This window comes from Neobacillus camarae (assembly GCF_054950115.1).
On the sequence record NZ_JBUCKX010000004.1, the window covers coordinates 467,060 to 483,178 of the forward strand.

15 protein-coding genes are annotated in these 16,119 nt (G+C 40.5%); all 15 read left to right on the forward strand.

From position 1 onward, the window contains the following. Positions 1-73: 73 nt before the first annotated feature. The 15 genes from ACY8D0_RS23715 to ACY8D0_RS23785 all read left to right on the forward strand — a co-directional run bounded on the left by ACY8D0_RS23715 (position 74) and on the right by ACY8D0_RS23785 (position 16,116). Positions 74-1,195 (forward strand): ABC transporter ATP-binding protein, encoded by a 1,122-nt coding sequence (locus tag ACY8D0_RS23715; RefSeq protein WP_462412910.1) that lies wholly within the window; start codon positions 74-76, stop codon positions 1,193-1,195. Between the two features lie 74 nt (positions 1,196-1,269). Next, on the forward strand, positions 1,270-2,136 hold the full coding sequence (locus tag ACY8D0_RS23720) for a carbohydrate ABC transporter permease (protein WP_462413165.1): 867 nt from the start codon (positions 1,270-1,272) through the stop codon (positions 2,134-2,136). Further along, positions 2,133-2,948 (forward strand): carbohydrate ABC transporter permease, encoded by an 816-nt coding sequence (locus ACY8D0_RS23725; RefSeq protein WP_462412911.1) that lies wholly within the window; start codon positions 2,133-2,135, stop codon positions 2,946-2,948. The genes ACY8D0_RS23720 and ACY8D0_RS23725 overlap by 4 nt, the downstream gene beginning before the upstream one ends. Before the next feature lie 45 nt (positions 2,949-2,993). Then, positions 2,994-4,343: an ABC transporter substrate-binding protein gene (locus tag ACY8D0_RS23730; protein ID WP_462412912.1), complete on the forward strand. Its 1,350-nt coding sequence runs from the start codon at positions 2,994-2,996 to the stop codon at positions 4,341-4,343. Positions 4,344-4,423: 80 nt separating this feature from the next. Next, on the forward strand, positions 4,424-5,185 hold the full coding sequence (locus ACY8D0_RS23735; RefSeq protein WP_462412913.1) for a glycerophosphodiester phosphodiesterase: 762 nt from the start codon (positions 4,424-4,426) through the stop codon (positions 5,183-5,185). Between the two features lie 170 nt (positions 5,186-5,355). Further along, the gene (locus ACY8D0_RS23740) at positions 5,356-6,291 is read left to right on the forward strand and encodes a glycerophosphodiester phosphodiesterase (protein ID WP_462412914.1); all 936 of its coding nucleotides are present in this window, start codon (positions 5,356-5,358) and stop codon (positions 6,289-6,291) included. A gap of 231 nt (positions 6,292-6,522) precedes the next feature. After that, on the forward strand, positions 6,523-7,449 hold the full coding sequence (locus ACY8D0_RS23745; RefSeq protein ID WP_462412915.1) for an alpha/beta hydrolase family protein: 927 nt from the start codon (positions 6,523-6,525) through the stop codon (positions 7,447-7,449). A gap of 175 nt (positions 7,450-7,624) precedes the next feature. Continuing rightward, the gene (locus tag ACY8D0_RS23750; protein WP_462412916.1) at positions 7,625-7,813 is read left to right on the forward strand and encodes an ATP-binding protein; all 189 of its coding nucleotides are present in this window, start codon (positions 7,625-7,627) and stop codon (positions 7,811-7,813) included. Between the two features lie 323 nt (positions 7,814-8,136). Beyond that, on the forward strand, positions 8,137-9,132 hold the full coding sequence (locus ACY8D0_RS23755; RefSeq protein ID WP_462412917.1) for an ABC transporter substrate-binding protein: 996 nt from the start codon (positions 8,137-8,139) through the stop codon (positions 9,130-9,132). A 218-nt stretch (positions 9,133-9,350) separates the two neighbouring features. After that, positions 9,351-10,532: a rhamnogalacturonan acetylesterase gene (locus tag ACY8D0_RS23760; RefSeq protein ID WP_462413166.1), complete on the forward strand. Its 1,182-nt coding sequence runs from the start codon at positions 9,351-9,353 to the stop codon at positions 10,530-10,532. Between the two features lie 128 nt (positions 10,533-10,660). Next, positions 10,661-11,413: an NADPH-dependent oxidoreductase gene (locus ACY8D0_RS23765; protein ID WP_462412918.1), complete on the forward strand. Its 753-nt coding sequence runs from the start codon at positions 10,661-10,663 to the stop codon at positions 11,411-11,413. Positions 11,414-11,672: 259 nt separating this feature from the next. Continuing rightward, positions 11,673-12,899, forward strand: a complete 1,227-nt coding sequence (locus tag ACY8D0_RS23770; protein ID WP_462412919.1) for an MFS transporter — start codon at positions 11,673-11,675, stop codon at positions 12,897-12,899. A 240-nt stretch (positions 12,900-13,139) separates the two neighbouring features. Next, entirely contained in the window at positions 13,140-13,535 is a 396-nt protein-coding gene (locus ACY8D0_RS23775) for a VOC family protein (protein WP_462412920.1), read from the forward strand. Between the two features lie 240 nt (positions 13,536-13,775). Next, on the forward strand, positions 13,776-15,080 hold the full coding sequence (locus ACY8D0_RS23780; protein ID WP_462412921.1) for an ABC transporter substrate-binding protein: 1,305 nt from the start codon (positions 13,776-13,778) through the stop codon (positions 15,078-15,080). A gap of 109 nt (positions 15,081-15,189) precedes the next feature. Beyond that, the gene (locus ACY8D0_RS23785; protein ID WP_235714655.1) at positions 15,190-16,116 is read left to right on the forward strand and encodes a carbohydrate ABC transporter permease; all 927 of its coding nucleotides are present in this window, start codon (positions 15,190-15,192) and stop codon (positions 16,114-16,116) included. Positions 16,117-16,119 lie beyond the last annotated feature (3 nt).

Sequence of the window (16,119 nt, forward strand, 5' to 3'; positions counted from 1 at the left end):
GTAATATGTAAATTGCCTATTTTTTAGAAGAAATTATGTTTTAATAATGTTGTATTTAGAAAGGGGGGCATGTATGAGTCATATAGAACTGGTCAATGTATCTAAATCATACGATAAACAAAAGGACGTACTTAACGGAATTCATTTATCGATTGAAGAAGGTGAGTTTTTTGTTCTTGTTGGTCCTTCTGGTTCTGGAAAAAGCACCTTGCTTAGAATGATTGCGGGACTTGAGGAAATTTCCGGAGGTTTCTTGAAAGTTAACGGTCAAATCGTGAACCATCTTCCTCCAAAAGATCGGAATTTATCTATGGTCTTTCAAAATTATGCCTTATATCCACATTTATCGGTGAAAGAGAATATTCTCTTTGGCTTAAAGGGCCGGAAAGTCGATAAACAAGAACAGCGGAGAAGACTCAATGAAGCGGCAGAGATGTTGGGGCTGCAAGAACTATTGAAACGAAAACCTAGAGAACTTTCGGGCGGTCAGAGACAGCGGGTTGCACTTGGTCGTTCCGTTGTAAGCCATGCACCGCTTTGCTTAATGGATGAACCTCTTTCCAATTTAGACGCCAAACTTCGGGCCAATATGCGGATTGAAATCCGGCGGCTGCAAAAAAGGTTAGGGCTGACGATGATTTATGTGACCCATGACCAAGTGGAAGCGATGACGATGGGAGATAGGATCATGGTGCTCAATGATGGGCAGATTCAGCAAGTGGGCAAACCAATTACACTCTATAATGAACCGGAAAATTTGTTCGTCGCCACTTTTATCGGTTCCCCTAAAATGAATATCGGAAACGCCGTTTTCTCTGAAAATGGAAAATATCTCATAATAGAAAACCAGATACATATTCAAGTAGACTCTTCCGTTTTCAATGAAATACCTAGGGGGCGGAATCTTAAAATTGGTATTCGTGCCGAACATCTCACGCCGGGTTTATCGAAAAAAGGGAACATCCACTATATGGAAGCCGTCAATGTTGAGCAGTTAGGAAATGAAACCTCGATTGCCTTTGATGTGGGTTCAGAGGTGTGGACGGCGAAATGGCCGGGACAATGGCCCATTGATTTTGGTCAGAAAGTACCTGTTCAGCTTCTGCCGGAATTCCTGTTATTCTTTGATGCCGATTCAGGAAAATTAATCAAATCTGCAGAACTTGGGAAAAGACAAGAGGTTGTGACCGTATGAGTATGATCTACCCCACGCTCGAAACCAATGAAACTTATATTTTTCAAGCAGAACGTGTAAAAAAGCAAAACCGGATGAAGAGTTTCTTAAAAGGAATGTTGTTCTTATTGCCTTCGATACTTTTATTTGGTGTTTTCGTGTTCTATCCCATGTTTAAGACCATTTACTTAAGCTTCTTTCTGACAAATGCGCAGGGGGCAACGACTATTTTTGTAGGCTGGTATAACTATAAAGATCTAGTGGCAGATCCCATTTTTTTGAAGAGCGTAAAAAATACCTTTTTATTTGTGTTCTATACGGTACCACCCACGATTGTGATTAGTTTAGCTTTAGCCGTTATGGCCAATGAAAAATTAAAGGGGATCGGCTTTTTCCGGACAATTTTCTCCTCCACCATGGGGGTATCGGTTGCAGCGGCTTCCGTATTTTGGCTGTATTTATTTAATCCGACAATGGGACTTTTGAACAAAACCCTTGAAATATTCGGACTAGATGCGATTGAATGGCTGACTGACCCGAAGTGGGCGCTTTTAGCTGTGTCCGTCACGACCATTTGGATGAATATCGGTTTTACCTTTTTAATTTTACTGGGCGGATTGCAATCGATTGATTCTTCACTTTATGAAAGTGCCGATATTGAAGGAACAGGCTACTTTTACAAGCTTCGCAGAATTACCATCCCGATGCTGTCGCCAACCTTTTTCTTTGTGATCACCGTATCGATCATTAATGCGTTTCAAACCTTTGGACAGATTGATATTTTAACCCAAGGCGGTCCAGCAAATGGGACCCATTTAATTGTCTATTCGATTTATCGGGAAGCCTTTGTGAATTATCAGTTTGGGTCGGCCAGTGCCCAGGCCGTTGTGTTATTCATTCTTATTCTACTGATGACGGCATTGCAATTTAAGCTGGGCGAAAGGAAGGTTCATTATCAATGATGCTGCCAACGGGAAAAAAGATCATCTTTTACGTGCTGCTGGTCATTTCGGCCCTTCTGCTTGCTGGTCCTGCCATAATGGCAATCGTTATGAGTTTTATGACCAATCAGGATATTTTGACCGGAAGCTTGCCTAAGACCTTTACTTTCGATAATTATATCGCGGCTTTTGACCGCTTGCCATTGCTTCAATTTCTTTTTAACAGTTTGGTGGTTTCAATTATCATCACGCTTGGGCAGCTCATTTTATCATCATTGGCCGCCTATGCGTTTGTGTTTTTGGAGTTTAAAGGGAGAGATTTCCTGTTCTATCTTTTTATTGCGACGATGATGGTCCCTTTTGAAGCGTCAGTCATTCCAAACTTTCACATGATCCGTAATCTAGGCTGGATCGACAGCTATGCCGGACTGACGGTACCCTTTTTTGCCACAACATTTGGAACCTTCTTATTGAGGCAAAATTTCAAGCAGATACCAAAGGAATTGCGAGAAGCCAGTCTGATTGCTGGAATGGGCGATTTCAAGTTCTTTTTAACGGTAGTCCTGCCTGTTTCCAGAACGAGTTTGGTCACGCTCGGGATTTATGGCTTTTTAACTTCGTGGAATATGTACCTATGGCCGCTATTGGCTTCCACGAACGATACCGTGCGTACCATTCAAATCGGTTTGAAGCAATTGCGAACCCAGGAACAATTGAACCAATGGGGGGTCATTATGGCAGGTGCTGTGATTGTCATCATCCCTACCTTAATCTTGCTTTTCCTAGGTCAAAAGAAATTGCAAAAAGGGTTAACGGAAGGTGCAGTCAAATAACTGTGCTCCTTGTTTAAACACTTAACCAAAAAAGGAGAATAAAAAATGAAGAAGAAAATCCTGTCGATTCTTACACTTGGTATTCTATTGCTGTTAACGGCATGTGGCGGAAATGCAACTTCTGGGAACAGCTCTGAAAACAAAGAATCTGAAAAAAGCGGTGAAAAACAAACTGTCACTTTTTGGCATTCGATGAGTGGTGCAGGTCAGGAAACATTGAACAGCATCGTGGATGATTTCAATAAGTCTCAAGATAAAATCCAGGTAAAGGCTGAATTTCAAGGGACCTATGACGAGGCTTTGACTAAATTTAATGCTGTTGCTGGTACAGATAGTGCGCCAACGATGATGCAAACCTTTGAAATTGGAACAAAGTCTATGATTAACAGCGGAAATATCATCCCTATCCAAGAGTTTGTTGATAAAGATGATTATGATATGAGCGGATTAGAAAAGAACATTACGAATTACTATTCATTAGATGGTAAATTCTATTCAATGCCATTTAACTCTTCGACACCTGTTATGTACTATAATAAAGATGCATTTAAAGCAGCTGGCCTTGATCCAGATCAAGCACCCGAGACATTTGAAGAAGTGGAAAAAGCTGCAAAATCCATCACAAAATCAAATCCAAAAATGAAAGGTTTTGCCCTGCAGGCTTACGGTTGGTTGTGGGAACAGCTTCTTGCGAACCAAGGTGCTTTATTGTTAAACAACGATAATGGCCGTACTGATACGCCAACGAAAATCGGCTGGAAGGAAGAAGAAGGTAAGTCCATTTTTAACTGGGTAAAAAATATGGTTGATGACGGTACTTTCGCAAACTATGGTACAAACGGCGACAACATGGTTGCTGGTTTCTTAGCAGGTGACGTTTCAATGTTCTTGCAATCTTCCGCAAGTGCCAGAGACGTCATCGACAATGCTCCATTCGAGGTAGGGATTGCTTTCCTTCCACATCCCGAGAACAAAAATCGCGAAGGCGTTGTAATCGGCGGTGCAAGCCTATGGATGATCGATGGCAAACCAAATGCAGAATCTCAGGCTGCTTGGGAATTCATGAAATATCTTCAAAAACCTGAAGTTCAGGCGAAATGGCATGTCGGTACAGGTTACTTTGCCATTAACCCGGATGCCTATGATGAGAAAGCTGTGAAAGATGCTTGGACTGAAAAACCGCAATTAAAAGTAACGGTAGAACAATTACAATCAACAAAGTCATCTTATGCCACTCAAGGTGCATTAATGGATATGCTACCTGAAGGCCGTAAAATTATGGAAACGGCACTTGAAACAGTATTTAATGGCGGAGATGTTGATAAAGCCTATGATACTGCTGTACAACAATATAATGAAGCGATTAAACAGGCGAACAAGGCTAGAGGAGAATAAGCATAGGATTAGAGGAAAGGGTGTGGGCTTCCATGCTTTTTCCTTCTTTTCATATCATATAAGGAAGGGTGAATTTTTCAATGACCAAAATTTATGGACATCGCGGTGCCAAAGGCAGCTATCCTGAAAATACATTGCTCAGTTTCAAAAAAGCCATCGAACAAGGTGTTGACGGTCTTGAATTAGATGTCCATCTGACTAAAGATGGTGAAGTGGTCGTAATCCATGATGAAACACTTGATCGTACCACAAATGGAACCGGCTGGATTAAAGATATGACGTTAGAAGAAATGAAACAGGTTAGTGTCGGAAGCTCCTTTACCCATTTTCCCGAGTATCATGAAACCTGGGATTTTGAAATGGTACCGACACTAACGGAAGTTCTGGAATTGCTGGCCCCTTATCAGACAGAACTTAATATTGAGTTAAAAACTTACGCAGTGGCCTATGAAGGGATAGAAGAAAAAGTCCAATCAATCGTTGAAAAATATGGAAATGGGAGAAAAGTGGTTTACTCTTCGTTCCATTTGCCGTCTTTATTACGAATGAAAAAGGTAAATCCAGATGCAAACATTGCTTGGTTATTAAATGAAGAAATCTCACTCCCAGCTGATCATATCGAAACGCTGGGTCTCGAAGCTTTACATCTTAACAAGGAAATCGTATTGCCAAATGAGATTCATACGATGAATTTAATTGGGTTATATGAAAACGTACGAGTTTGGACGGTTAATGATCCAGAACATATTGCCCGACTTTTAGAATTACAGGTCAAAGCGATTATTACAGATTTTCCTGAAAGAGCGATTGCCCTTAAAAATATGTGGGAGACAATGGTTTAATCATTAATCCTTTTTTATGCCACCATTATGTTTATTCAATGGCTAACCAGAAACTCGGTTTTACCGACTTTCTAGTTAGCCCGTTTTTATTATTAGTATTGTTAAACCAACTTTCGCAACTCTCCATACTGCAGAGAAAACAATTAAAAATATTGGGGATGTTTATCATAATGAAGTACCGTTTTATAGCTGGTCTTGCCTGCCTTGTTCTATCGGTAACTATAGCAGTTCTTTGGGCAGTTAATGCGCTGGCCTCAAAACAAAACATTGCTGCTAATACTAAACAATCTTTCTTACTCCCGATTACCTCCCATGTATCAGTCATTGCTCACCGTGGAGCATCTGCATACGCGCCGGAACATACATTGCCAGCCTATAAGCAGGCCATTAAGATGAAAGCAAATTATGTAGAGCTCGACTTACAAATGACAAAAGATGGTCAATTAATCGCTATGCATGATGAAACACTTGCTAGAACCACAAATGTAAAGCAGATTTATCCAAATCGTGCTCCATGGCGTATAAAAGATTTTACACTAGAAGAGATTCGTCAATTGGATGCTGGCTCATGGTTCAATCAGGCATATCCCAACCTTGCTCAAAAAGAATATATGGGTCTACATGTTCCAACATTAGATGAAGCGATTAAATTTATAACACATCAGGCGAATGGGAAAGTAAGCCTTTATATGGAAACAAAGGCACCAAATATCTATCCCGAAATGGAAGAGGAATTGATAGATACTCTGAAAAAAAATAATGTCATCGATGATCAGAATCTAATTATCGAATCATTCAGTGAGGACAGCCTCCGTAAGTTGAAATCTATGGTTCCTAATGTAAAGCTCATTCAACTCTACACAGCAAGTATGCTGAAAGGTAAAGATGTCTATCAAGAATTTAAACGAATCTCCGATTATGCCTATGGAGTAGGTCCTAGTAAGGAACTCGTGGTTCCCCAACTAATGGAAGCTGCCCACCGAAACCAGCTTGTAGTTCATCCGTGGACTGTCAATTCACGGGAAGATATAGCTGGCCTTCTTTCGCTTGGTGTTGACGGGGAGTTTACAAATTCTCCAGACAAGCTGGCCCAACTCCTTAAGTAGGAAATTCACTTACGTGAGTGACCATAAGAGATTCCATTTTAAAGGCATTTTTACCGTAATAAAAGAATACTTATTCTATTGATTAACGAATGAAGATGGAAATGATCACGCAGTTTCATTTTGTAAGCAGGTTAAAGAATGGGTAATCCCGAAAAGATTAATATAGTCATTTTTTACTAGAAAAAAGGAAGTATTTAAAAAAAGCATAATAGTAAAACGGGGGTAAAGACGATGGCTGAGGAAAAACTTGTGATAGGTGCCGGGACAAAGTACCCGCTAAATGGAATGTTAACCATTCCTGATGGTGCGGAGGGTTTGCTTCCTGCGGTAGTGTTGGTGCACGGGTCCGGTCCAGCGAATATGGATGCAAAAGTAGGAAATAACTATTTTTTTAAAGAAATTGCCGAGGGTTTAACCAATAAGGGCATAGCCGCGCTGCGTTACGACAAGAGAACATACGTATATGGAAAAGAAATGAAAACAGATACGAGCCTGACTGTTAAAGAAGAAACGATTGAAGATGCCATTCTTGCTGCTAACCTTTTAAAGAATGATCCGCGTATCGATGCAAACAAAATATTTATCATAGGTCATAGTTTTGGGGGGATGATGGCTCCACGAATTGACGCTGAAGGGGGAAACTTTGCAGGAATTATCATTATGGCTGGTTCACCTCGTAAACTGGAAGAAATTATGATGAGTCAAAACGAAGATGTTTTAAACACATTAAATAAGTTTGTGAGAATGATTGCCAAGAAGCAAGTGGCCGCATTATCGTCCAAGCTTGATCGGATTTATCAATTAAGCGATGATGAGGCGAAAGCTACTCCAATCTTGGGGAAAAACATCAAAGCCTACTATTTTAAAGAGATGGGAGAACATCCATCTGTTCAGTATCTTTTGGATTTAGAAAAACCAGTTTTCGTCCTGCAAGGAGAAATGGATGTCCAAGCTTCATTAGAAAAAGATTATGAAGGTTACAAAAAAATCTTGGGCGGACTGCCCAACAAAACCTTTAAACTTTATCCAAACTTGAATCATTTGTTTATGCCATCGATTTATGGGAAATTATTAAAAGTGCAAAAAGAATATAAGATTCCACAAAATGTAGACAAGCAAGTGATAAATGATCTTTCCGATTGGATCCTTTCGGTATAATACGAAAGACCCTAGGGAATTGTTATCACAAGTAATTACCCTCATGGATACACAAGCCATCTAAAACAATGTAGAGATTGTCGCAGAATTCCAAACGGGAGTGCCGAAAATTGGATGTGACGAGAATCAATTAAAACAGGTATTCATTAATTTTATTAAGAATGCCATTTAAGCCATGCCTAAAGGCGGACAGCTAACGATTGAAATCGGTAAACGAAACAATCATCAAATCATCATTCGCATCATGGATGAGGGTATGGGGATGCCAAAAGAAATCCTCGACAAACTAGGGCTGCCGTTTTATACCAGAAAAGAAAAAGGAACAGGATTAGGCTTTATAATCAGTAAGAATTTGGTGAATTAACGATTGTGAGTGAACCCAATAAAGGCACAACGATTGATGTTGCCTTCCCAATAAACTCACATTTAAATTAAAGCTTTTATGAAAGTCCTTCCTAACTTTATCAAAAAATTCCCTTGCCTTTAAAAAAAGGGGCCCCAATGCGTTAAACCTTCATTAATAGAGGTTTAACGCATTTTTCTTTCAATAAAGAGACAAGGATAAAATTAGTTTAGAAAAAAGTATCATTCGACACAAACATTTCTATTTCCCATAATTACAACATGTGGCAAAATCTGAATATTATAAATTATTTGTAAGATTTTCTTACAATAAGGGGGAAAACCATGAAAAAGAGTTTGGCACTAGTAATGTGTGGACTGTTACTGCTGCTCTCGGCATGCGGAGGGGGAAGTAAGGAAACGGCTGGAGAGAAAAAAGAGAAAGTGGTGAAAATCGGAATTACCCAACTAGTCGAGCATCCCTCCTTGGATGCGGCAAGGGAAGGTTTTATAGCGGCTTTGAAGGATGCCGGCTATGAAGAAGGTAAGAACCTGAAGCTTGATTATCAAAATGCCCAAGGCGACATGAACAATAACATGTCCATTGCTCAAAACTTGACAGCAGACAAGAATGACCTTATTTTGGCGATTGCCACTGCCAGCGCCCAAGCGGTCGTGAAATCGACAAAGGATATTCCGATTTTATTCACGGCTATTACCGACCCGGTCGGGGCGCAGCTTGTGAAAAGCTTGGACAAGCCTGGCGGGAATGTGACGGGAACATCTGACACACACCCGGATGCCATAAAGAAAACGATTGGCTCGATCAAAACCTTTGTTCCAGACGCCAAGAAGGTGGGAATCATCTATAACAATGGTGAACCTAACTCTGTCGTCAATGTCAAAAATGCCAAGGAGGCTTTAAAGGAAGCTGGGCTTGAGGCAGTGGAAACCACGATAACAGCGAGTTCCGAAGTAAAGCAGGCAGCTGAATCAATGGTAGGGCGCGTGGATGTGATCTATATTCCAAAAGACAATACTGTAGTTTCGGCCTTGGAATCTGTCATAACGGTAGCTAACGACCAAGATATCCCGTTATTTGTAGGAGAAGGAGATTCCGTAAAGCGCGGCGCCTTCGCATCTTATGGACTGGATTACCATGATCTCGGGGTTAAGACCGGAAAAATGGCAGTGGACATTTTGAAAGGAAAAAAACCGAGTGATATTCCAGTAGGGTTCCCTGATAAATTAGAGCTGTATATCAACAAAAAGGCAGCCCAAGAAGAGGGAGTTATTCTAAAGGATGATCAGCTTAAGGACGCCAAGATAGTTGGAGAATAAAATATGCAACCATAACCTGCCTTGAAAATGGCAGGTTATTTGCTGTCAAAAAAATGTACTAGGGATTAATAATAAAAAATTAAATACCACTGAATTTTGAACAAAAATACCGGAAAATTATATCTGGATTTTTTTTACATTTAGTAAAATAAATGTGTAAGCACTTACATAAACTGGAAAATTTACCGGTAAAGCAAAAAAAACTTAAGGAGGAAATGATGAAAAAAGGATTTTGGTTTAAGGGATTCAGCATCCTGATGTTTATTCTTGTTTTAGTTTCAGGTTGGGGAAATGCACCTGCATATGCAGAGCCTAGCCATTACATGTTTGACTTTGGCAATGGTGAGGTAGAAAAAGGGTACATTGGCGTGAGTGCGTCAGATAAATATGATGAAAAGAAACGTTATGGCTTTAATACTCCCGAGAACATGATCGATGTTTCGGCATCCGGAACCGGTGTTGCCAGTGATGCTGTCCGGTTTCTTCAATTTGGCACAAAAAGTGAGAACACCTTTAATGTCGACCTGCCAAATGGCTTGTATGAGGTGAAAGTAACTTTAGGAAATACAGCGAGAGCCAGTATCGCGGCAGAAGGCGTTTTCCAAGTGATGAACATGACCGGTAATGGCGCTGCCGATACTTTCCAAATACCAATCACTGATGGTCAATTAAACCTGCTAGTGACAGAAGGAAAGGCTGGAACGGCCTTTACTTTAAGTGCTTTGGAAGTTAGGAAGTTATCACGTCATCCAGTAACCAATAGAACGATTTATATTGGCGGGGACTCTACCGTTTGTAACTACTATCCTTTGGATACAAGTGTACAGGCTGGTTGGGGCCAACTGCTTCCTGAGTTTGTAAATACGGATGAGTTTCAAATTAGAAACATGGCCACAGGCGGTCAGTTTGCAAGAGGTTTTAGAGACGACGGACAGTTTGAGGCAATCTTAAAATATATCAAACCAGGAGATTATTTTATCCTGCAATTTGGTATTAATGATACCGCGGCCAAAAATAGTACCACAGAGGAACAATTTAAAGAGATCATGAGGGATATGGTCCGCCAGGTCAAGGAGAAAGGGGCCACGGTTATTTTATCAGCACCGCAGGGGAAGGCCATCGATTTTAACGAACAGGGAATTCATTCTTCTGTAGATAGATGGTACCGTCATTCCACGGTTGCTCTGGCCCAGGAGGAAAATGTTCCGTTGGTAGACCTGAATGTACTAAGCTCTGTATATTTCAGCTCTATTGGCCCTGAAGCTACCCTTGAGCATTATATGCCTGACACTTTGCATCCGAACCGAAAAGGTGCCACCGAACTGGCAAGAATTGTGGTGGAAGAATTGGAAAGGCAAGGACTGGACGGATTTTTTGAGGATGACAAAATGAACAAGTAATATGTCCGGATTAGGGAAAAAGGGAATCATCCATACCAATGGAAGATTCCTTTTTTCATTGCATGTTCTAAAGCTGGGTTTGAAATGATAGCCTCTCGTGTAGTATCGTATACACGAGGAGTGATTGTATGAATGAAACCATAAAAACCTTAATAAACCATCGCTCAGTAAGGGATTTTGATCCGGGAAAAGATGTAAGTGAACTAGAGATTGAAACGATTGTTCAGGCGGCTTTGGCTGCCCCTAATTGGATTAATGGACAGCAGGTGACCGTCATTGAAGTGAGGGATCCTGAAAGGAAGTCGGCATTGGCAAAAGCTGCAGGCAGCCAAAGATGGATTGAAGAGGCTCCAGTTTTTCTGGTTTTTTGCATGGATTTTTATCGGGCGAAACTGGCCGCTGATAAAAATGGTGCTGATTTTAGGATCGTCGAGGATATAGAGGCCGTTATTGTCGGTTCGACAGATGTAGGAATTGCGTTGGGATGCGCGGTTACGGCAGCAGAATCGATGGGACTCGGGACGGTTCCAATCGGAGGAATCAGGAAAAACTCACCAACCTTTGTGGAGGTTTTGAATCTTCCGGAATATGTTTTCCCGGTTACTGGCCTGGTCATCGGTCATCCAAGAAAGGTCCCCGGGCAAAAACCACGGCTGCCTCTTAAGGCCACCCTTCAGAAAGAACACTATGATAATAAAATCCAAATGGAAATCGTCGACGAATATGACCAATCCATTTCTTCCTATATGTCTGAACGGACGGGTGGGCAAGATAACAGTGACTGGTCCAGCAAAGTCGCCCGTTTTTATGATATGGGATTTGAACAATACGAAAAAAACTCCAGCCCTACTTTAAAGAAGCAAGGTTTTCATTATAAATAGAAAGTCATGATTTAGAAAGCTGCATTCTGGCACAAACTAGAATGGCAAGGATAAGGGAATCAACTATTTTAAAATAGGCTGGTTCCCTTTTTCAGTATTCGGGTAACCTCCTTAGAAAATGAGGTGTTTGGGACTACTATTAAAAGTTCATATTTTAGTCAAATATCATGTGAAATACTTCACAATAACGGTGATATACTAACATAGTCAACTTGATAATACAGTTTAATTCATTAGATCATAAAATCGAAAGGTGATTATGATGCATACATCAAATGATACAAAAAAAGGCTTGTTTATGATGGCCGTCTTATGGTTGTCCTATGTAACTTTTGCTATGAACTGGGTGGCAGGCTCATCGCTTACCCCACAAATAACCCAGACGTTTTTTGGAGGATCAGTTAATCCGCTCATCTCTCAACTAGTCAACTACTCGATCACGACGGCGCGGGTATTTGCCAACATTTTAGCTGCGATGGTTTTAATGAAATTAGGGCCGAAAAAAGCGGCTGGAACAGCTATCGGACTATTGATCATGGGACTGGTAGCCATTTATCTTCCGAACTATTGGGCCTATACAGCAGCCCGGATGGTTATGGCAGTTGGCGGTTCGATGGTCATTGTCTACATGAATCCGGTTGTTGCCCATTATATAACTGACTCAAAGTTAAAACTGCGGATTAATGCGGCGAATACGGTTGCCTATAATGCCGGTGCTTTCATTGTCGCTGTCCTGTTTACTGTTTTTGCTAATCAAATGGTGGCCAATTGGCGGCTTACATTAACCTTTTTTGCCTCTTTAACGATTTTGTTTTTTGCTGGCTGGCTCTGGAAAGCTGAGAACTTTGAAACAAAAGAAAAGTCATCCAAACACGAGGTGTATGGATATAAAGATGCCATCAAGGATGGGTTTCTATGGCGCTACGGCATTGCCTTTGCCTCATTTTTAACTTTATATGTTTTGTCGCTTGTCAGCTTTAAAGCGATTTTCGATCAATATACACTATTAAATGGTTCGGTGACCAACTTATTGATATCCGGTTTTGGCATCTTGGGGACTTTTGCTGGGATTTCCATTGGAAACAAAGGAGTGCAACGGAAACATGTCCTGATAATGTCTGGTATTGCTATGGTGGGAACCTTTGCATTGGCAATCCTATTTGCTAATAGTGTTCCGCTCCTTTCCTATATGATGATCGCTATTTCCGGGTTTGTGATGTATATCCAGTACCCAATCTTTTTAAATCTTCCTCACGAATTAAGAGGGATGACACCGCAAAAATTGACGATTATGTTTGGCCTGTTCTGGGCGATTGCTTACGCCGGCCAAACCATTGCAACGATAATCTGGAGTTATATTTTGGGTTCTGCGGGTTATACACCGGCGATGATCTTCTTTATTGCGGTATCCAGTATTTACATTTTTATGGTGGCAACCTTCCCGGAAACACAAGAAAAAAGAGTCTTACAAGTAAAAGCAGCTTAATGATATCAAGCCAGTCCAACACCCATTTATAGGTGAAAGATTGGCTTTTTTCATAGACTCTGTTAAACGATTTTGTTGCTTTTTTATCTGTTGATTGGAGCAGAAGGCGATTGACTGGAGCGGTTCAATAGCCACATTTAATAAACCTTATCTATTTTTTGAAGATTGAATATATTTATTATTCTTACGCTATAATAGAGAGGAGCATAAGACTATAACATAGTAATTTAGGAGGTTATCATGGGAAGATTAGTTCATTTCGAGATTCATGTGGATGACATGGAACGGGCGATGAAATTTTATGGAGAGGTTTTCGGATGGTCATTTCAAGATTGGAGTGAGTATGCGGGAATGCCTTATTATGGGGCCGTAACGGGAGATGAAAGCGAACTTGGAATCAATGGGGCGCTGATGAAACGTCAAAGTCCTCCCCCGGGATCAAACCAGCCATTAAACGGCTATGCTTGTACAATGGGCGTGGGAGATTATGATGCAACGGAAGCCAAAATACTAAACAATGGCGGCAAGGTGGCCTTGCCTAAATACGCACTGCCAGGAATGGCTTGGCAAGGTTATTACATAGATACAGAAGGAAATATTTTTGGTATTCATCAGCCGGATGAAACCGCAAAATAAAAAGTGCTGTGACAGCCAGAAGTCTTGCTTGATGAACATTACATAGGTATTTGGATATAGAGGACTTTGTTTACTCCACGAATATGGAGTAACAAAGTCCTCTTTTTATTGGAGCAATAAAGTCAAAAAAATCATATAACCAGTAAAATTAATCTTATAGGATGAGCAGTCAAATTTGATAATCTTTAAATGTAAAGGTTTTCAAAAACAATTTTCAAAATCAAAAATGGGAGGTTCATTATGAAAAAGAGTCTCGGCTTAATATTTACACTCATCCTGTTAATGAGTAGTGTATTGGTGGGTTGCGGTTCAAAAGATACCGCATCAAGCGATTCAAAAGATACCAAGGGTGGCAATGAAAAAGTGACATTAAAAGTCACAGTATGGAACTACGATACAACACCTGAATTCAAAGCTTTATTCACAGCCTATGAAAAGGAAAATCCTAATGTCACCATCGAACCGGTTGATATTGAAGCAGCCCAGTATGACCAAAAACTAACTACTATGCTGGCTGGTAACGATGATTCAGACGTATTAACCATGAAAAACTTGATTGGGTATTCCAACTATGCATACCGTGGTCAATTAAAAGACATGACTTCCTACGCAAAAACATTAGACGAAGAAAAGTATATGGGCACTTTAGATTATATGAAAGATGATAATGGAAAAATCTACGCATTGCCTTACCGGAACGACTTCTGGGTACTTTATTACAACAAAAAACTGTTTGACCAAGCAGGCGTAAAATATCCGGACAACATCACTTGGGAAGAATACAGAGACTTAGCGAAGAAACTAACCTCTGGCTCAGGAGATACAAAAGTATACGGTGCTTATAACCATGTTTGGAGATCCATTACAAACTCTACTGCTGCCGCACAAGTTGTTGGTAAGCCAGATGCATTAGTAAAAGGCGATTATAGCTTCATTAAAGATATGTATAAAACTTTCTTAGGCATGCAGGAAGATAAGAGTGTTCTAGATTATGGTACTGCAAAATCAACCAACACGACTTATGCATCCCAATTTGAAACAGAAAAAGCTGCAATGCTTCCAATGGGTACTTGGTATATGGCTGGTGTCCTTAATTCGAAAAACGCAGGTAAAACCAATGTAGATTGGGCAATTGCACCACTTCCGCAAGCAGAAAAAGGCAAAGTAAAAACTTGGGGATCACCAACTGCTTTCGCGGTTAATAAAAATGCTGCCCACAGCAAAGAAGCTGAAAAGTTTGTGAAATGGGCTTCTGGCGAAGAGGGTGCAAAAGTGGTTGCGGGAGTTGGCGTCGTGCCGGCATATCGTACGGATGCCATTAATGACACCTACTTTAAAGTTGCTGGAATGCCAAGCGATGAACTTTCTAAGAAAGCGTTCGAGCCTGACTTCTTCAATATTGAAATGCCAATGGACAAAAACTCTGCTGCCATTGACAAAGTTTTAGGTGAAGAACATGACTTAATCATGATTGGCGAAAACAGTGTGGATAAAGGCCTCAAAGAAATGGAAGACCGTGTAAAATCTGAAGTATTGAAAAAGTAGAAACACAATAAATGGGGCAAAAGCGAGGGGGAATGTATCCTCGCTTTTGTCCCCATTTAACCCCTTTGTTGAAAGGAGAGAACCGCTAAATTAAAAACAGCGGGCCAATATGAGTAATACAAACTTGATGCTTAATACTACTCCAAAAATAGTCACAGAAAAGCAGCGGCGAAGAAGAAATAACTTAATTGCATGGTCCTTTATTACCCCAAATTTCCTTGGATTCGCCATTTTTACCTTAGTCCCTGTAATAGCTTCCTTTGTTATTGCCTTTATGAAGTGGGATGCCTTTTCCGCTCCAGAATTTGTTGGTTTTGAGAACTTTAAATCAATGATTCACAACCAGACATTTTGGATCTCCCTTTGGAATACGGTCTATTATACAATCGGCACCGTACCACTGACCTTAATTGCCGCTTTGCTGTTAGCCATTTTACTTAATAAAAAAGTCCGCGGAATCAGCACCTTTCGTGCCGCCATCTTTTTCCCGTATGTCACTTCTTTAGTCGCTATTGCCGTGGTATGGAATATGTTATTTCACCCAGATATGGGGCTAATAAATGACTTTTTACGCTGGATTGGAATTGACAATCCTCCGGGATGGACATCTTCTTCCAAATGGGCGATGCCAGCCATTATTATCGTAAGTGTTTGGCGCGGAATGGGCTATTACATGGTCCTCTATTTAGCAGGATTACAAAGTATACCGAGGGAATTATATGAAGCTGCTAAAATTGACGGCGCAAATACTTGGCAGGAATTTAGGCATGTGACATTGCCAATGCTTGCACCAACTACTTTCTTAGTATTAATTTTATTGACCATTTCCAGCTTTAAAGTATTTGACTTGATTCAGGTCATGACAATGGGTGGACCGGGCCGTGCTACCAACGTGTTAGTTTACCTCATTTACAACGAAGCATTTGTCAATTATGACTTTGGTTTTGCGTCTGCCATTTCATTAGTATTATTCATCATTGTTTTAGGAATTACGATTATTCAATTCCGAGTTCAGGAAAAGAATACAGACTTTTAGGGG